This is a genomic window from Streptomyces sp. AHU1, from assembly GCF_045343905.1.
GTDB classification, from domain to species: Bacteria; Actinomycetota; Actinomycetes; order Streptomycetales; family Streptomycetaceae; genus Streptomyces; species Streptomyces triticiradicis.
On the sequence record NZ_CP174284.1, the window covers coordinates 630317 to 647925 of the forward strand.

Below are 17609 nucleotides of genomic sequence, written 5' to 3' on the forward strand. Positions count from 1 at the left end.
AAAGCAGAGGAACCAAGCCCATGAACACCCAGCAGCCTCTTCGGCGCTTTGGTCCTCAATTCGTCCTCGAGCAGCAGAAGCGCTATAGCAAGCGCCCGCCGGAGAACCGGATGCTCTCCTACGACCTGGCAGTTCTGGACGAGTACGAGCCCTGGCGCATCTGGATGGACGAGCAACTCGATCTCCTCCCGCAGAACACCGCGAAGACCTTCGCCGCGAACCTGTGGCGCGACCAGAACTTCTGGCCGGACGTCATCGAGCTCGCCGCCGGCGCAGCGCTGCGCCGAGGAGGCTTCGGTGTCGAATTTGAGCGGCGGTGGGGGAACCTGACACCGGACTGGACCGTCATCGACGACGACGGTACGCCGCTTGCCCTGGTCGAGGTCCTCACCCACAGCCCGCGGAAGGGAACATCCGCGAAGATCAAAGCGTGGCACGCCCTGGTCGAGCGGTTGAAGGAGATCCCGGTCCCTGTCGTGCTCACCGTGGCCGGTGACCCCTCGGGCCCGCTCCAGGCTCCCGATGCGGGTACCGCGAAGAGGATCGCCCAGGATCTGCGGCGGGTACTGCTGTCCCCTTTGCACCAGAGCGCCTTCCGGAGCCAGGGCTACACCTTCCTGCTCCAGGCCGATCCGAGCACGGGCCAGACCATGCGCGCTCCCGGGATGCGTACGATTCTGCTCCCCCCGAGCAATATCGCCGGCGTCGTCTCCGCCCAGCCGGTTGCCACAGGGATCGAAAAGAAGATCAGCAAATACCGTGCCCTGGCCGAGGAGACGGGTCTCCCGCTGATCATTGCGGCAGGCGCGGACAAGTTCACCGGCCTCGAGCTCCAGCACCTCGACGACCTGCTGCGCGGCGCATCCACGCTGAGCATGCAGTTCAACTTCGGCGACTCGTTCATCCACCACCCGGTCGAGATCGACCCGTCCAATCCGCCGCGCTGGAACATGCCTCCCGAGCTGGCCGGCGTGCTGTGGGTGAACAACGAGTTTCCCTTCACCACAGCCTGGCGCCTCAACCCCACCGCGGCGACCCCCGTACCAGCCGCGCTCGCCGTCCCGGAGACCGAGCACTCCGCCCCGACCGCAGCCGGAGCGTAGAGATGACCCCTCCTGATCGGGCAGCTGAAATCAAGGCGCGCAGATTGAGGGACCGCTCTGGGGGGTGTGGCCCGGCCCTGCCAGAGCGCGGGCACGGGACGGGCCACGGCTGAAAGCCCTGGACCGGGCAGCGGCGCCCAGAGCCCTCAACGCTCGCGCATCAGGTCCACTCCCACGTACGCGACTCTGGTCCAACGATCTGCGGCCCGCGCGGACACGGGGCTCCGCGCGGCGAAGATCCACTGCTGCATCACTTCCGGGTCCCGTCCTGTGAGTGGGCGTGTTGGTGGCAGCGGTTGTGCGTCAGCCGTGTTCAGTTGTTGATTGCCTGGTCATGCGCTGTGGGCGCGGGTTGATCTGCTGTCATGAGGTGACCAAGTGGCTGCCATTTGGCGGCTGGGGCTGGGCGGGTTGGCTGTTGTGGGGGTGGCTGCCCTTATGGGTGGACGCGAAGGGCAGGGTCGGACCATCACGGGGTGTCGGGGGTGGCTTGGTGTTGGTCGGGTCGGCGGTCGCGGAGTGCTTGGAGGATGTTGGTTTGGTGTTGGTCGGTGGGGGTTGGGGCGTCGGGGGAGTTGTTGAGGTGGGGTGTGAGGCGGGTGTAGAGGTCGTCGTGGGTGAACAGGGCGTCGAGGCCGGCCCAGGTGTCGTTGTCGATGAGGGGGAAGGGGAACTGCTGGGGCGTGATGAGTGCGGCCAGGAGCGGGAGGAGTTCCCATCCGTGGTCGAGGCGGTCGCGTAGCCAGGTGCGGATGGTGGCGGGGTCGGTGTGGCGCCACATCCAGATCAGGGTTTCGTCCTGCTCGGTGATGTCAGAGGAGGGCCGTCCGGCGGCCGGTGCGAGGTGTTCGGCCAGACGCCCGATGAGGGCGTCGCGGGCTTGGGCGGCCCATGGTTCGGTGGTCGTCGTGTGTTCGGAGGCGGTGTCGTCGGGGTTGGTGGCGCTGTGGAGGGTCCGGGTGGCCAGGACTGCTCCGTCAGGGGTGGCGGCCATGGCGGCCACGACGGAAGGGCGCTCTTCAGGAGGCAGGTCGAGAAGGAGGCTCGGGGTGAAGGAGCGCACCCGCCGGTCGGCGCCCAGCAGGCCCATCGCTTCGGGCTGCGCCGTCAGTTGGCCGTAGTTGTCGGCCATGGCCTGGAGCAGCGCGGCCGCTGGTACCGGGAGACCGTCGGCGCGCAGTTGGTCGATGCGCCGGACGATGCGGTGGGTGTCTTCTCTGAGCCGGAGCAGCAGCTGTGCGGCCTCATCACCCTCAGCTCCTGATGCCAGTTGGGCGAGGGCCTGCCGGAAGACGGCTTCAGGGAGGTCGTCTTCGGGGACGGTGAAGACGACGTACCGGTCGAAGTAGTCCTGGCTGCCGATCCCGCGTCGGCGCGCCGCGGCACGGGGGTCGCCGCCGTTGCCGACGGCCTGCTGGACTGCGGGGAACAGCAGGCCAAGCAGCCCGAGCATCCCGTCAATGTTGTCCTGGGCGACACCGGCCTGGCGTAGGCGTTGCTTCCATCGCGCGGCGCGTTCACCGGGGCTGGAGTCGCGCTGCAGCGCCGGGTCGATGCTGGTGCCGGTCAGTTCGGCGCGGTGGCGTCCCAGCATCCGGTAGGCGCCGGGCTCGCTGGTCCGCAGGAAGGTGACGATCAGGAAGTCGACGATGTCGACCTCCCCGGCCAGTGAGCCGAGCGTCGCGCCGGCCTGGCCGAAGTAGCGCTTGATGGACCGCGGGGTCCTTAGCCGGTCCTGGAGGTGCCGGAAGTACGCCTCGGAGAAACGCTGCTCCTGGTCCGCAGTCATGGACACCCCGTGGGAGTCCAGTAGTGCGTTCAGGAGGCGTGTGGTCATGGCGGCGATGTCGCGGTCGCGGAAGGCCGGGAGGTCGAGCCGGACCTGGATGAGCTTCTCCAGGAATTCCTGGGCGCGCTGGTCGTTCGAGCCGACCAGGTCGGTCCGTTGCAGGACGTCCAGCAGGGTCTGTTCGTCGAAGCTGATCAGGTAGTACACGTTCGGCAGGTGGCCGACCAGGCGGATGAGCTTGAAGACGACCAGCAGTTCCTCAGGGGTGAGCCGGTCCAGGTCGTCCATGACCATCAGGACCGGCAAGGCCGCCTGGCGCAGGGCCGCTTCGGCGGTGCGTTTGGCGGCCGAGGCGCTGGTATCTCCGGCTATCCGGTCGGCTACGTGGTTGATCAGCTCCGAGGAGTCCAGGCCAAGCAGCCCCGTGAGCTTGCCCAGCGGACTGATCGACTGGCCGAACGCCCCGATCTTCCTTCGCAACTCGGACCACTGGTTCCCGTCGGGGAGGGCGGCGCGGATCTCGCTGAACAGGGCCAGCGTCAGCGACTCGAGGTCCGAGTACATCCACGGGTTCAGTTCAGCGACCGACCACGGGTTGGTGTCGGTGGCGCCAGCCGCGTTCTTGAGGCGCTGGATCGTCATCTGCAGGACGGACGATTTACCGGAGCCCCAGGGCCCGATGAGCGCGAGGACTCCGGACTCGCTCTGCTCGCGCACCTGGTGGAGGAGTGCGACAGCGTGCTGGGCGTACTGCTGGCGCCCCAGAAGGTCAGGAGCGTCGGCGCTCCCGTCGACAGGATCGTCGTTGAAGAATCTTTCCCCGGTCATCGGCCCATCGTGCCCGACTGTGCACCTGTGCTGCTGCCTGAATGGGGGCGGAGATGAGACGCCCGTCGACTGCTGTCACGGGGTGACCGGGTGGCTGTCACGGTGTGGCTAGCAGGTCGCGGTCCAACTGTGTCGGGTTTGCCTGTTTCTGTACGGGTGGGTGGCCGGGGCGGGTGGAGCGGGCGGTGGTGGTGCGGCGGCTGCTGGCGGTGGACCGGGGTGAGGGCGGTCTGTCGTCGTTGCACGTGCGGATCGCGGCTGGTTTGGCGAGGGTGACGGAGCGGACGGTGTGGCGGTGGCTGGCCGAGGGACGCGAGGGTCGGGTGGAGGCGCGGCCGCGGCAGGGCGGGTTTGTGGTGGGCGACGCCTTGTGGGAGGTGCTCACCCAGGTCGGCGGGAACGTCGCCGAGCTGCGCCGAAGGATGCTCCGGGCACAGGACGAGGGCGTGCTGGAACACTGGGGGGCGGAGTTTGTGCCGTCCTTGGCGACGCTGCACCGTGCGGTGAAGGACGAGCTGCGGGCGGGCCGGGTACTTCAGGTCGCCCGCGCGGCGTCGGGCCGGGTGGAGCCGAGCCGGTACGACCGGGCACTGGCCGAACTCGGCTTCGCAGATGGTGCGAACGGTCCGCCGGTCGTGGACGGCCCGGTTGCCGAGCCGTCCGGTACGGGTGGTGAGGGACGGCCCGGCGCGGTGAAGACCGCTTCGCGTACCCGGGTGTCCGGTAGGGTGCGCCCGTACGCGCCGGGGGCACGGTTGGTGTCCACGCGGCAGGTGGCTGGGGTGGTGGAGGCGGTGGGGCACACGGTCGCCGCGCGGGGGATCGGTTGTGTGTACGGGGACACGGGGTTGGGGAAGACAGTCGCGGTCGAGCAGGCTCTGCACCTGCTGCCCGGCCGGGTGCCGGTGTGGCGGGCGGTGGTGGGGGTCAGGCCCGGGCTGCCGCAGGTGCGGGCCGCGTTGTGCGAGGCGTTGGGGCTGCCGTCGGGGTCCTTGACCCACCGTGCCGGACCGGCCGACCAGGCGCTGGCAGAGGCGCTGGCCGAGCCGGGTGTCCTGTTCCTCGACGACGCGCAGCGTCTGTCGCCGCCGGTGCTGGACTATCTGCGGCAGCTGTGGGACTCGCCGGGCTGTGCGGCTGCCCTGGTCTTGTGCGGGGCGGGCAGCGAGCGGGCGCTCGCCCGGGCAGCGGCGATGCGTTCTCGGGTCCTGACCTGGCATCAGGTCAGCCGCCTCGACATGGAGGACGTGCCGCGGACGCTGGGTCTGTTCCACCCGGTGTGGGAGGACGCTGATCCGGCCGACCTGGGGCGGGCGGATGAGCAGACCGCCCGCGGCAACTTCCGTACCTGGGCGAAGATCACCTCGCATGTCTGTGCAGCCCAGGGCCGCGACCCCGGTGCGGGTGCGGATCGGGACGCGATCGACCAGGCCTGCGCCCGGCTCGGTCCGTACTCATGACGGCCCCTCTCACGTGCCCCGGCACACCGGTTCCGACGGCAGAGAACCGCACCCCGTTCGGCGAGGAGGGAAACGGCGCGATGACGGACAGCAGCCTGCAGGACACCAACGGCGGTCATGACGTTGACGCGGGAGGACAGCGGTTGCCACCGCCAGGGAATCCAGCCGGTGTGCTCGGGAAGCAGTCGCTGGTTGCGCTGCGGGCGCCTGCGGTGCGCCGCCTGCTGGCGCTGCGGGCCCGGGGCGGTCTTTCGCGGCAGCACGTGCGGCTGGCGGGGGAGTGTCTGGGGGCATCGGAGCGCACGGTGTGGCGGTGGCTGGCCGAGGCATCCCAGAGCCCGGCGGCGGCTGCGCACCCCGGAGCCCGTCGCACCGGCAGGTTCGAGATCACCGCGGAGATCCGGGTGCTGCTGGAGTACTGGCACGGCAACGCCTCTGCAGTCCACCGCCAGCTCATGGAGCGCGCCGCAGCTGCAGCTGAGGCCGGGGGCGTAGGCGCGCAGACGTCCGGCGCTGCCGTGTCCGTCCCGCCCGGCCTTGTGGCTGTTCCGGGCGGGGCAGCTCTGTCGCAGGTGCCGCTGCTGGATCCGGCCCCGTCCCTGTCGACGTTCCTGCGTGCGCTGCGCCGTGATCTGACGGCGGGGGAGCGTGCCGGTCTCGCCATCGGACCGGAGGCAGCGCGCGCCCATGACGTGTTCGGCAAGCGGCCGGCGTCTTGGCGCAACTACGCCTGGGAGACCGACCATGTCCGGGCCCCGCTGCTGGTCGACGCCGACGGAGACTTGGTGCGCCCGTGGATCACCTGGTTCATCGACACCGCCACCAAGGTCATCACCGGTACTGCTGTCACCCCGGGCCATCCTTCCCGCGCGTCGGTACTGGCCGCCTTGCGCGCCGCAGTGGTGCGGGATGAGCCCTACGGCCCGGCCGGGGGAGTGCCGGAGCTGGTGAGGATGGACCGGGGCAAGGACTTCCTGTCGGCCGCGGTCACCACCGCGCTCGGCGCGATGGGCGTGACGGTCAAGGACCTGCCCGCTTACAGCCCGCATCTGAAGGGCACGGTGGAAAGCCTCAACCGGGCTGCGGACCGGATGCTGTTCGCCGCCTTGCCCGGCTACACCGCCGCTCCCACCGGGCCGCGCTCGGAGCGGCGCGGACGTACCGCGGGGGCGGTGTCCGCCCTGTCGTTCCAGGACTTCACTATGGAGATCCTGGCGTGGACGAACTGGTGGAACACCGCGCACCGCCCGAAAGCCTTGTCGGGCCGTACCCCGCTGGAGGCGTGGCAGGCCGATCCGACCCCTGTCATCGACATCCCCGCCGCTGACCTGTGGGCCTTCACCCTTGAGGACGACGGCTGGCCGCGGAAGCTGACCAGCCACGGCGTGAGCTGGCGCGGCCGCACCTACACCGCCGCGTGGATGACCGGCGAGGCTGGCCGCCAGGTCCGCGTGCGCTACATGCCGCACCACGACCACGAGATCGAGGTCTGCGACGCCCGTGGCCGCCACCTCGGCCCGGCGCACCTCGCGGACGCGGCCACCCCCGAGCAGTTGCAGGCGCTGCGTGAGGCACGCGCGGAGCGCGCCCGGCGCCTGCGCGCCGACGCGAAGGCCGCCGAACGCCTGCGCCGCCAGCGATTCGCCCCCGCCACTAGCGCGGAGCCCGCCCAGCGGCTGGGAGCCGTCACGGCCGCCCAGGCCGAGCGTGAACTCGCCGCCGCCAGCTACACCGACGTTGCACGGCTGGCACTGCCCGACCTGATCCCGCCCGCCCCGCCTCCGGCGTACTGGCGTACCCCGCCCGCCCTTGCGGCCGGCACAGCGCCGCCCCCGCCCGCCTCCGCTCCAGCCAACCCGTCGGCGGACGTTGTGCCGGAACCCGACTCCCGACCCGCAGGAGACACTCTGTGACCGCGGCCTCCTACCAGTACGTCGACCTGCCCGACGCGTCCGTGGTCACCACCCGCGCCCTGCTCACCGCCCGGGAGAACATCACCGACACGGTCGCGGCCCGCGCGATGATGTGTATCCACGGCGGGGCCGGCTTCGGCAAGACCCTGGCCGTCAACATGTGCCTGCACGAACTCGAACCTGCCGAGGATGTCCGCCGGCTCGCTTTCCGTGCCCGGCCCACCGCCCGCGCGGTGCGCTACGAACTGTTCACCGCGCTCGACCTGCCCGGGGCACCGCCGCGCCATCCCAGTGAGTTCGACCGGCTGCTGAAGAGGGCCCTGGCCGAGCGCCCCCGTACCTTCCTCGTGGACGAGGCCCAGTGGCTCAACGGGGAGGCGTTCGAGTACTTCCGCTACCTGTGGGATGACCTCTCGACCCGCCTCGCGGTCATCTTCGTCGGCGGCGAGGGCTGCCACACCGTACTGCGCCGCGAACCGATGCTGTCCTCCCGCATCTTCATCTGGCAGCACTTCACCCGCCTCACCCCCGGCGAGGTCGCTGAGACGATCCCGCTGTTCCACCCGGTGTGGGCCGACGCCGACGGCGACGACATCACCTTCGCCGACCGGCATGCCGCCCACGGCAATTTCCGTGACTGGGCCCGCCTCACGGCCCACGTGCGCCTGGCACTGTCGCGTACGGGCCGGCCGCGGGTGGACCGGGAGGTGCTGCGCTGGGCGTTCGGCCGACTGGGCAGCTCTGCCTGATGCCCGCTTGTATGCGGCTCGCGGGTCATCGCCCGTACCAGACAGTGCCGGGCGGGAAAAGCAAGGAGATGGACCGCTGTGGGTCTGCTGGATCCGGTCAATGCGCTCGGTGAGATCGCCGTGGACGTGCTGGCGTGCGGTCGGGCCGCCTCCGGGCGCTGCCCGCCCCGCACGACGCTGCGCACGGCGGGTCGTCCGCCCTTCACCGCGGTCGTGGACCGCGAAGACGATGTGCGCTTCACCCGCACGGTGCTGGCCGCCCACCACCCGGCGGCGGGACGGGTCGTCGTCCACCCCACCGTCAGCGGCGGCGGCCAGCTGCTGTGGCACGACATCCTGCACGCCGTGGCCGACGGCCGGCCCCTGCGCGCCCCCGCCTGCGCCGCCCGCGGCACCGCACCCGCACAGGAGCGCTCGGTACGCGCCGCCCTCAGGGCCGCAGCCGTACGTCAGCTGACCGTCTTGCGCGCGCACCGTTTCGGATGCGGCGTCTGGGCGGAGCTGGTGGCCCTGCACCGCACCACCGGCACGGACGTGACCGTCGTGCACCACGCCGAACTGTCCGCAGACCTGGCGCATCTGCTGCGCCACTGCGACCACCGCGTCCTCACCACTCATGCCGGCGTGCGGGCGCTGCATCCGCCGGCGCAGACGTCGGGGGAGTCCTGGGTGGATGGACGGCGTCGGTGACCGGCAGCGCCGGGGTGCGGTCCCGTGCCGGGCGGCGGTCCTGCCGAGGTTGTGCCGCCGCCCGACGCCGTCCCGAGGCGGCAGCTTCTCCCGTATCATCAATCAGACAACGAATCGTTGTTTCATTGCTTCCGTGCGGTAGGGTGGCGGTATGCCGCGTGATCTCCGTCAGCAGGCCCGTAACCGTCTGTCCGTACTGGCTCCCGCCCCTGGTGACGACACCACGGCCGCGCGTCGTGTCGAGCAGGACGCATCACTGGTGGGGCGACTGCTGGCAGCCGCCGGCGAACAGAACGATCACGGCCAGGAACCGGGCGTGGGCCCGGACGATGTGGGTGCCGCTCTGGGCCTGTTCGAGGGTCTGCGCGAGCAGCTGGACCGGCTGGAGACCCAGGTGGTCATCGAGGCGAGGCGCCGCGGTATGGACTGGCGGCAGATCGCCGCCCATCAGGGCCTGAATTCCTCCCAGGCCGCCTCGCAGCGTTATCAGCGGCTGATGACACGGCTCGAAGAGATCCGTCAGGGCGTCCGATGAGCGAGAACGAACGGCAGATGACGAACCAGCCACCGCAGTTGTTCGACGCGATCGACTCCCTGCTGGCCGCCGTCGACGAGGGCACAGTCCTCCCCGTGCCCGCCGAGCGGGTCCGGCTGCGGGAGGCAGCGGGCCTGACCCCCGCTGCTGTCGCCCAGGCCTTGGGCGTGAGGGTGCCGAGCATCACCGCGTGGGAGGCCGGCCGCGCCGAACCCAGGGGCGAGCGCCTGGAGGCCTACCGACGCCTCCTGGAGGGCCTCGCCCACCGCTACCCCGCACCCGCCACACCCCCCGGGCGCGAAGCAGTCGGCCCGCACGCGGCATCCTGCCCCCCGGAATCGACGAAGCCGCAGGCGTCTTCAGCCCGCACACCGCCTACGGTCCCGCAGGCTTTCTCCAGCCTGCCCGCGGTGCCGGAGATCGAGCCGGCCGAGTCCGAGCAGGCGCCCGCGGCCCGGAGCGTTCCGCAGTCACCGGACCCGGCTGGCCGGCCGGCCGGTCGCCCGGGCGCATCGTCGCGCCGGCCGGTGAAGAGGCGGGCCGCCGCGCCCGTCGGCACCGATCCGCAGTTCCCGCACGGTCCGCTCGCCGTCCTGGACGGTGACGGCTGCGCCTACGGCATCGACGGCATCGTGCTCGACTGCCCGGCCACCACGATCGTGGAGTTGGTGGAGTGGACGCTGCGCGAGTCCGGCCTAGGTGCCGCGAAGCTGAACCGGCACGGCAAGGACTCCGACCCCCTCATCGTCCTCACCGCAGCGGCCGCCGTGAAGCTCGGCCTCCCCGAACGCCTGGAAGGCCACGAGCAGCGCCGCTCCCTGCGCCTCCCGGGCGACCACCCGGCCGTCAAGCAGATCGGCAAGGCGAAGTGGCAGCTCACCCAGCGCGGCTTCGGCCCATGGGCGCGGATCTACCGCAAGGCACAGGGCCGCGAGCGCCAGTGCGTGCAGGTGGCGATCCTGTCCTGGGACGCCCTCGATGAGCGGTCCTGGCCCGGCGTTGCTGAGATGGAGCCCGCCGACATCGCCCGCGTCCTCGCCGCCTACGCCACGCGGGTCATCACCCCACGCGGGTCGACGGCCGTGTCGGGACTGGAGTTGATGACAGCACTGCGCCCGCCCACCCGTGCCGTGCAGGACCCCGCGAGCGGGACCTGGGTCTCCGGGCACAATCCCGGCAGCCTCGGAAGGGAGCCGGTGGACCCGGCCCCGCCGGAAGCCACCCCTGAGCATCCCGTGGTCGTCGACTCCGGCTGGACGGGCGGATTCCTGAACGAGGAGGCCTACCAGTGGGTGCGCGCGGTCGACCTGCTGAGCGATGACGAGTGCATGCTGCCCTTCGCGGTCGGCCTGGACCTCAACACCGCCTTCCTCGCCGCCGCAGCCCGCCTCACCGTGGGACTGTCCGCCCCGGACCACTTCCACGCCCCGACGTTCAACCCGAAGATCCCCGGCTCCTGGCTGGTCGACCTCTCCCACATCGAGCTGGACCCCCGCCTTCCCTCACCCTTCACCCCGGACGGCACCCGCCCGACGGGACCTGCCTGGTACCAGACCCACACCATCGCCTACGCCCAGGAGCTCGGCTTCAACGTGGCCCCGCTGGAGGCGTATCTGCGCCGGGAGACCGGCGCGTACCTGGACCCGTGGCACGACCGGCTGAAGACGGCCTACGCCGACACGCTCGCCGACCTCGGCGTCACCAAGGACCTCTCGGACCCCCAGTTCCTGGCGGCGATGGAACGGCACAAGCAGACCGACCCCGCGATGGCCGCCGTCCTGGCCGCGATCAAGGCCACGGTGAAGGGCGGCGTGGGCAAGCTGCGTGAACGCCCGCAGGGCAAGTCCTACAAGCAGGGAGAACGATGGCCGGCCCTGCAACGCCCGACCTGGCGCCCGGACATCCGCGCCGCGGTCATCTCCAAGGCCCGGGTCAACATGCACCGCAAGCTGAACAACATGGCAAAGATGACCGGCCTGTACCCGCTCGCGGTGCTGTCCGACTGCGTTGTCTACCCGAGCCCGGGGGAGAGCCCCCTCGACTTCCTCCCGTACGCGGCCTCCGGCAAGCCGCAGCCGGGCGGCTTCCGCCTCGGCCCCACTCCGGGCCTGGCGAAGCTGGAAGGTGTGCAGTCGATGCTGTGGGCGGTCGACCTGATGGAGCAAGGTTTCAACCCGGCCCGTCACATCAAGGGCGGCGACGCCGTCCTGGACGAAGGGGAGTAGCACGGTGGGGGAGATCGAAGACGCGATCGAGCGCGCCGACCGGGAAGCCTTCACCAAGGAACCCCCGAAGACCCTCAAGGGCCGCATCGGCTTCCTCATCAGGCAGTTCGGCAGCGCGAAGGCCGTCGCGCAGGAGATCGGTGTCACCGCCGACAGCGTGAACCGCTACCGGCGCGGAGCCCGCAAGCACGCCCGCCCTGATGTCGCCGCAAAGATCGACGAGGCGGTGAAGCAACGCTGGCAGCCGCTGGTCCGCAAGCGCCGGCACCGCCAAGCCGCCACCACCGGCGGCATCACCGTCGAGACCCGCGCCCGCTTCGGCTACACCGCGGCCGTCGGCAGCACCGACGACGGACGCTTCCGCCGCCTCACCGTCCACCTGCCCCCGGCCTACGCGCAACGCCTGTTCGACGCCCGCAACGACAGGGCCAGCGACCAGCAGATGCGCCAAATCATCGCCGAAGGATTCAAAGAAATCTATTTCCAGGACGGCGGAGCACGCGCTCTGGGGCTCTCGGATGTCGAGATCAACGACATCGACTACCTGGATCTGGACTATTGAGTCGAAGAGAAATCGTGAACACGGACAAGGCGTCGCTTTGATCGCCGAGCTGACACAGCGGCCCGGCGGGCGCGCCCTGCACGACCCGGGCACCTATGGAGCCACCCAACTCTGTGTCAGCTGCCGCTCGACGCCTGCAGCGATACGTCCAAAGCGCCCCCGCACCCCACGGCAAGCCAGTGGGTGACATGCCGCTGACCGGATCGGCTGCGTGATCTCATCAGCCGCTCTGGCATCCCACCCCGCTTCCCGCTCTTCTGACGCGGTTCCTCACGGCTGTGCCGGGGACGATGACTGTGGAGGACGCCCTCAGCACTGACCTCCATCTGCTCATCGGACCGACGAGGCTGTGCCGAAATCCAGTGGGCTGACGCGCGGCGCCCTGAGATGCTGGATCAAACCTGTACCAGCGCTAGCACTGCAAAGCACGAGAAAAGCAGGCCATGACCACGAGTACCTCACCTGGCAACGACATCGCTCTCGGTCTGATCACACAAGACCTCATGTTCTTGCGACGCTTCATGCAGGGCGTCATAGACGCCGGGGACCAAGCCGCCGTTCCCATGTTTTGTATGTACAACTACAGCTGTCTCATCGTTCACGAGTCCCACCGTGCGTTGCGGGCGATTGAGCCGGACCTCGCCCAACTCCTTGCTTATGAAGGCGCCGATGCCATCGAACGCGCACGCCACTCGGTGAAGCTCTTCGACGACACGAAAAAGAAACTGTCCGATATCGGAACGGACTTCGACAGGATCATCAAAGCTCACCGTGCAGAGTTTCTGGGCAACACCTGGCTCCCGTTGGCCCGCCCCCTGGAGACGGACCTCGCCCTGTGGCGCTACCGGGGCCGAGTCATCTCGACCTCGCACGTCGCGAACTTCTTCATGGCCTTCCCGCCCGACCAGATCCGAGACGCTCCCAGCCTCGGGAGCGAACTCCATAACATCGCCTCCGAACTGGCCCGGTACACGGCCGCAGTGACAGGAGAGCTGGCGTGGGAAGGAACGTCATTCATGGACACGATGATGAAGACGGACCTGACCGCCAAAGACGTGCGCGCAAAGAAGATCTATCAGAGAGCCTTTGACCCAGCCTTCTCTGAGGAGATCAAAGCAGCTCTGACAGCCTTCACCTGCGCGCTCAACGTGGTGGACGTGCTCCTGACCGATGACGCCAATAGCAACTCTGCCGCCACCGTCACAAAGCTGCGCTATATCACGCTGCACCACATTCTCTCGAGTCTGGGCAAACTGGCCGAGCAGTACGGATCGCGGCTTCAGCCCTCTGCACGAGAGGCACTGGCGGACATGCTCACCGCGCCGATGAGTCTGAAGGTTACACAGGCGCACCGGCACTTCCGCAATACGCTCGTCCACTACCGGCCGGAACGGGGAGTGCTAGATCATCTGACCCTCGATGCCTCCCTTTTCGGTCTGGTGGAGGCCTACTTCGGGGAAGACTTCGCATCCTTCACGGCAGAGCTGCGGAGCCATGTGAGCTACGTGGCACAGCAGATGGAAGGTTGGTCGCGCTGGTGAAGAGCCGGTAGCAGTCGCAGGAATCCTCACTCGAATCCGCTGACTGATCTGGAATCCTGCGTCTCGTCCGGCCACGCCACGTCGCCTTTGCGGGAAGGACGGGTCTGCTTCAGCGGTGGGTCGTTACTCCGGCGCCGAGGTAGAAAGCAAGCCAGTCTTGGCTTTGGAACTGTCCGAGAGCGCTTTAGGTAAGGGCTAGCGTGTTGAGGCGCGCACGCGTGAGTGCCACGTAGAGGGACCGATGGTCTGCTTCCGTGGGGTCGAGGCCGCGCGCCAGGGCCGAGGTGTCTGCCGTGTTCAGTTTTATGGCTACCGTGTTCCATTCTCGGCCTTTGGACTGGTGGCATGTGAGGCCAGGGACCACCAGCTGGTCATCTCCGAGCCGTAGCTGTAGACGGGTCAGAGCGCGGAGGGGCGTGCGCGCGTAGCGCTGTGCAGGTAGCGCCGGCATGAGATCGGCCAGCCTGTTTGAAAGGCTTTGCCATACCTGCAGAGACGGGGCGCCGTCTCTCAGGTGGGAGACGGCATCTTGCAGGCAGGGGTGGAGAGTCGTCGCCCGCTCCTCCTTCTCCAGGCCCAGCGTGGTAAGAGCGTCGTGCAGAAATACTGCCTGCAAGCCGAGCGCATGCTGGGTGATCTCGTTGAGGAGCAGTGTGCATATCGCCTCCTGGACCTGTCCTACGCCAGGCTTGATGGCAAGGGGGAGTACGTGTGGATCGGCGTCCCAGAGTTCCTGCCATTTGTGTGCAATGACTACATCGGCGTCCTGAGCGAGCCCCGGGGGCAGTTGCACTGGAATCCGCCGGCGCAGCTGCCTCGTGAGTGATGCCTGCTTTTCGCTTCCCCACCGGAATGATTCGTCCAGGCGGTATGTGGCGAAGCTGTTCTCGCTGATGTATTTCGTCATTGCCGCGGGACGTGCCCCTCTGAACTGGTAGAGAGCTTGCCAGGGGTCCCCGACCAGAGCGAGCGACCTGCACCCTGACGCCGCCAGCGAGAAGATGTCCCTGTCCAGGTCGTTGGCGTCGAATACCTCGTCCACCGTCAATGATCGTATGGTGGTTTCGAAGTAGGAGGTCAGTGCTTTCCTTGCCTCGTCGGTTGCGAGGGCTCCTTGCAGGGCCTCCCGTACGTTGTCGTGCGTGCACCTGCCCTCAGAGATCGCTTTCCTGAAGTCCGTGGCGGAGGGATGGTTTGAGGCCTGAGATTCGTCAACGGTTCTGATGACGACCTGCCTGCTGTCGACACTCAGAACGGGCCTTATCCGCCCGCGTTTCGCGGGGAGGGCCGTTCGCCATGTGTCCAGGACCTCGAGGTCGGTGTGACCGCCTGGCCAGTGGAGGACGCCGTTTTGGAGAAGGTGGAAGAGAAGGTCGCACAGCAGGCTGTCCAGGGTCACGATGCGGTGCGGCCATGTCACTGCGGACGGGCCCCAGTGGCGGATGACGCGGTTTCGTAGTTCCTCGGTGGCGGACCGTGTGAAGCTCACGGCCACGACTGCCCGCCGGTCGGTGGTGGTGGCGAAGCGGTGCAGTCCGAACCGCAATGCTGACACTGTGGTCTTTCCCGAGCCGGGCGCCGCCTCCACGTACACGCGGCCGTGCGGACTGCCGCTGGCCATGAGCTGTCGTGGCGTCAGGCTTTTGATCCCCGCGCTGGGCTTAGGCATTGCCCTGTGTTCCCGGCCATTGCCCGGGTATCGGTACTCGTGCGGTAGGCCAGCCCCCAGGACCGCGGTCCACCGCGTGGTTCTGTTGCGCCGGGCGTGTGAGGAGCAGATCGTCCCAGCGCGCTGCCTCCGCCGCATCGACGATGGCTGGCTCGGACTCAGCCGTCTCCGGGTCGGGTTCGTGCTCCTGCCAGAACGCCGGTTCGTAGAGGTCGTCCCAGTCGTTATGGTCTGGGATCTCATCCCAGATGTTGTCTGGCGCAAGCCAGGCGGGCGGTTCCGTGACGTCCTCGTCGGCTGCAGGATCGGTGGCGGCGGACTCCGGGGTAGCGGGGTAGAGGAAGTCGAAGAGATTCCTGAGGTGGTCGGGCACGCGGACGGGCGTGATGCTGATGCCGTCAGCCGACCTATGGTCGGAGTCGGTCGCGTCGCGCAGCAGGGCAGCGAGCGTCAGGGCGAACTCAGCCTTTCGCCGTGCGCCTCGCCCTTCCTTGACTCCTTCATCTCCGTTCTTGCCCGCTCGCCGGCTCCCGAAGTAGGCGCGGACACTTTCGACGGTGACTTCGGCCAGCGGGTGCTCCGGGTCGACAGATTGCTGGGCTGCTGCGATGAGATGCTCGTTGCCCGGAGTGATCGCCGGTTCGAGTGTGGGGTGGCTGATAAAGGCTTGGACGATCGACGGATCGTGCTCGGCAAGCCACTTGGGTGAGTCCCGTGCGCTGTCGAAGGGCGAGTCGCTGTCGCTGTCGCGGAGGATGGCAAGCTTCGTGCACAGCTCTGCCCCGTGTGTAGCCAGGAGGCGGACAGCCCATTGGCCGACCTTGGTGCCCATGGGGACGATGCTCAGGGCATCAATAAAGGCTTGCTTCGCATCATCGTCTGCGGCCCAGGCCCGGCCGAACTCTCGTACCACGGCGCCTTCTGTCACCCCCTCGACCAGAAGCAGGCGTTCAGCGAAGAGTGCTGATGAACGGCTTGCGTCGAGGTGCAGCCGGGTCATTCGCAGCGTGGCCTCGCGATGCTGGTCCGGGATGACGTCCTTCACACAGCGACTGATGCTTCCCCGCTCTGTGCGCCGCACGACGACGAGTTCCTCCGGGTCGCAGGCGGTGATGACGTCGGTCGCATGGCTGGAGAGGATCACCTGCAGCTCAGGTCGCGACTTGACGGTCCTGCGCAGATAGCGGACCAGCGAGTGCTGCAGCTGGGGGTGAAGGTGCGCCTCAGGCTCCTCGATGACGACCGTTGCATGGAAGGGAGCCGTGGAGAAGAAAGAGTCCTCCTCCGATGCTGCCTCGGCTTGGGCTTGGACCAGGTTCTCGAAGGCTTGCCGGGCCTGCTCCTCCTCAGAGAGGGGCTCCTCGTCTCCGAGCCTCTCCAGTGAATCCCTCGTTTCGATGGGTGTTTCGGTGGAATCGGGTATCGCTGCCAAGGTCACCGCGATGTGCAGCAGGTTCACATACCCCAGTCCGGAGACCTCCAGGGGAAGGGCCTCGGAACGGCTCTCGACGACCGCGAGCATGACTTCCAGGACGCGCGCAAGGTAGGCGTCATCGATGACTTGACCACGGATGTAGGACCACTGCGGACTCACTCCGGCGGACAGCCTGCCCAAGTGCTCGCCGATTCGTGCTTCTACAGCGTCGATCAGGCTGTCTTTGGCGAGGTCCTCGAGCAGCCGGGAAGCACGAGCCCGTAGAGCCGCCAGGTTGCGGCTGCCATGGAGTTCTTGCTGTCGCGCCCGCAGCAGCTCGACCAGGATGCGTGCCTCGCGTCGGGCGAGTTCGTCCAGCGGATTGCGCCAGGCGGGCAGATAGATCAGTTTGAACTTGTCCAGCTTCGGGGCAACTCCGTGGTTGCTGGCCAGCCGGGAGGCGACCGTTCCCAGTTGTTGGTACAGGGAGACACTCCAGGATTCAGCGTCTCCACCGAGGCGTCGGTGGCCCGTGGTGTGAAGCTCGCGGCCAAGCCGCCCTTCCGCTTCAAGGGCTTCTCCCAGCGCATAGGTGATGCCGATGCTGCGCTCCACGCCTGCGTCAGGTGGTGCGAGTACAGCTGAAGTCGGCCGCGGCAGCACAGGGAACCGGCTTCCAGGGTGCGCGAGGTAGAGCGCGTCTGTGAGCGTCGTCTTTCCGGCGCCGTTCGCTCCGATCAGCACACTGAATCGGCCGGGAAAGATGCAGCTCATTGGAGTCTCTGCGCTCGCGCGCAGGCCGCTCACCGCAACACGGCTCAGATGCATGGCAGATCCCCCCGATCAGCTCAGTCACTCTGTGGACATCATCGCTCGCAATACGCACGTGCAGGGCCCCTTTTGATCGTTGAGTGTCGGCGACGCTTGAATGCTGGTTCTGGATCACTTTCAGCGCTGGGGCCACGGAGGGTCCCGAAACCGCGATCATGAACGATCGTGGGTGATGTCCTTCTCCAGAACCTGTGGTCCACCAGGTCCAAGGTGTCGTGATCGAAAACGTCGTGCCTAACGGCGAGTTGGTTGCCGTTCGGGCCCGGGCGGTTACGCAGCGGGCCGTGTGTCCGGCGTGCG

The 17609-nt window shown here is 68.2% G+C and carries 12 protein-coding genes; 9 read left to right on the forward strand and 3 right to left on the reverse strand.

The genetic code is table 11. From position 1 onward, the window contains the following. Positions 1-20: 20 nt before the first annotated feature. Positions 21-1103: a hypothetical protein gene (locus ACICHK_RS43605; protein ID WP_406841876.1), complete on the forward strand. Its 1083-nt coding sequence runs from the start codon at positions 21-23 to the stop codon at positions 1101-1103. A gap of 469 nt (positions 1104-1572) precedes the next feature. Here ACICHK_RS43605 and ACICHK_RS43610 read toward each other — a convergent pair whose 3' ends face one another. Then, the gene (locus tag ACICHK_RS43610) at positions 1573-3720 is read right to left on the reverse strand and encodes a P-loop NTPase fold protein (RefSeq protein ID WP_406841877.1); all 2148 of its coding nucleotides are present in this window, start codon (positions 3718-3720) and stop codon (positions 1573-1575) included. A gap of 185 nt (positions 3721-3905) precedes the next feature. Here ACICHK_RS43610 and ACICHK_RS43615 point away from each other — a divergent pair, with 185 nt between their 5' ends. The 8 genes from ACICHK_RS43615 (at position 3906) to ACICHK_RS43650 (ending at position 13395) form a co-directional block, all read left to right on the forward strand. Continuing rightward, positions 3906-5180, forward strand: coding sequence for an AAA family ATPase (locus ACICHK_RS43615; protein ID WP_406841878.1), 1275 nt, complete (start codon positions 3906-3908; stop codon positions 5178-5180). Positions 5181-5260: 80 nt separating this feature from the next. Further along, positions 5261-7093: a Mu transposase C-terminal domain-containing protein gene (locus ACICHK_RS43620; RefSeq protein ID WP_406841879.1), complete on the forward strand. Its 1833-nt coding sequence runs from the start codon at positions 5261-5263 to the stop codon at positions 7091-7093. Further along, positions 7090-7842: an AAA family ATPase gene (locus ACICHK_RS43625; protein ID WP_406841880.1), complete on the forward strand. Its 753-nt coding sequence runs from the start codon at positions 7090-7092 to the stop codon at positions 7840-7842. The genes ACICHK_RS43620 and ACICHK_RS43625 overlap by 4 nt, the downstream gene beginning before the upstream one ends. A 78-nt stretch (positions 7843-7920) precedes the next feature. Next, complete coding sequence (locus ACICHK_RS43630; RefSeq protein ID WP_406841881.1) at positions 7921-8532, forward strand: hypothetical protein; 612 nt, start codon at positions 7921-7923, stop codon at positions 8530-8532. Between the two features lie 151 nt (positions 8533-8683). Beyond that, positions 8684-9067, forward strand: coding sequence for a hypothetical protein (locus ACICHK_RS43635; protein ID WP_406841882.1), 384 nt, complete (start codon positions 8684-8686; stop codon positions 9065-9067). Further along, positions 9064-11292 (forward strand): telomere-associated protein Tap, encoded by a 2229-nt coding sequence (gene tap, locus ACICHK_RS43640; protein WP_406841883.1) that lies wholly within the window; start codon positions 9064-9066, stop codon positions 11290-11292. The genes ACICHK_RS43635 and tap overlap by 4 nt, the downstream gene beginning before the upstream one ends. A gap of 4 nt (positions 11293-11296) precedes the next feature. Further along, positions 11297-11854, forward strand: a complete 558-nt coding sequence (tpg, locus tag ACICHK_RS43645) for a telomere-protecting terminal protein Tpg (protein WP_406841884.1) — start codon at positions 11297-11299, stop codon at positions 11852-11854. A 443-nt stretch (positions 11855-12297) separates the two neighbouring features. Beyond that, on the forward strand, positions 12298-13395 hold the full coding sequence (locus tag ACICHK_RS43650) for a hypothetical protein (RefSeq protein ID WP_406841885.1): 1098 nt from the start codon (positions 12298-12300) through the stop codon (positions 13393-13395). Between the two features lie 184 nt (positions 13396-13579). Here the strand turns inward: ACICHK_RS43650 and ACICHK_RS43655 are convergent, their stop codons facing one another. Continuing rightward, the gene (locus ACICHK_RS43655; RefSeq protein ID WP_406841886.1) at positions 13580-15064 is read right to left on the reverse strand and encodes a UvrD-helicase domain-containing protein; all 1485 of its coding nucleotides are present in this window, start codon (positions 15062-15064) and stop codon (positions 13580-13582) included. Continuing rightward, the gene (locus tag ACICHK_RS43660) at positions 15057-17306 is read right to left on the reverse strand and encodes an ATP-dependent nuclease (protein WP_406841887.1); all 2250 of its coding nucleotides are present in this window, start codon (positions 17304-17306) and stop codon (positions 15057-15059) included. Before ACICHK_RS43660 ends, ACICHK_RS43655 begins: the two co-directional genes overlap by 8 nt. Between the last annotated feature and the right edge of the window lie 303 nt (positions 17307-17609).

Bases quoted from the DNA above. Each gene is read 5' to 3' on its own strand.
- ACICHK_RS43655 (WP_406841886.1), bottom strand. From the start codon at position 15,064: ATGCCTAAGCCCAGCGCGGGGATCAAAAGCCTGACGCCACGACAGCTC.
- ACICHK_RS43620 (WP_406841879.1), top strand. From the start codon at position 5,261: ATGACGGACAGCAGCCTGCAGGACACCAACGGCGGTCATGACGTTGAC.
- ACICHK_RS43610 (WP_406841877.1), bottom strand. From the start codon at position 3,720: ATGACCGGGGAAAGATTCTTCAACGACGATCCTGTCGACGGGAGCGCC.
- ACICHK_RS43605 (WP_406841876.1), top strand. From the start codon at position 21: ATGAACACCCAGCAGCCTCTTCGGCGCTTTGGTCCTCAATTCGTCCTC.
- ACICHK_RS43660 (WP_406841887.1), bottom strand. From the start codon at position 17,306: ATGCATCTGAGCCGTGTTGCGGTGAGCGGCCTGCGCGCGAGCGCAGAG.
- ACICHK_RS43635 (WP_406841882.1), top strand. From the start codon at position 8,684: ATGCCGCGTGATCTCCGTCAGCAGGCCCGTAACCGTCTGTCCGTACTG.
- ACICHK_RS43650 (WP_406841885.1), top strand. From the start codon at position 12,298: ATGACCACGAGTACCTCACCTGGCAACGACATCGCTCTCGGTCTGATC.
- tap (WP_406841883.1), top strand. From the start codon at position 9,064: ATGAGCGAGAACGAACGGCAGATGACGAACCAGCCACCGCAGTTGTTC.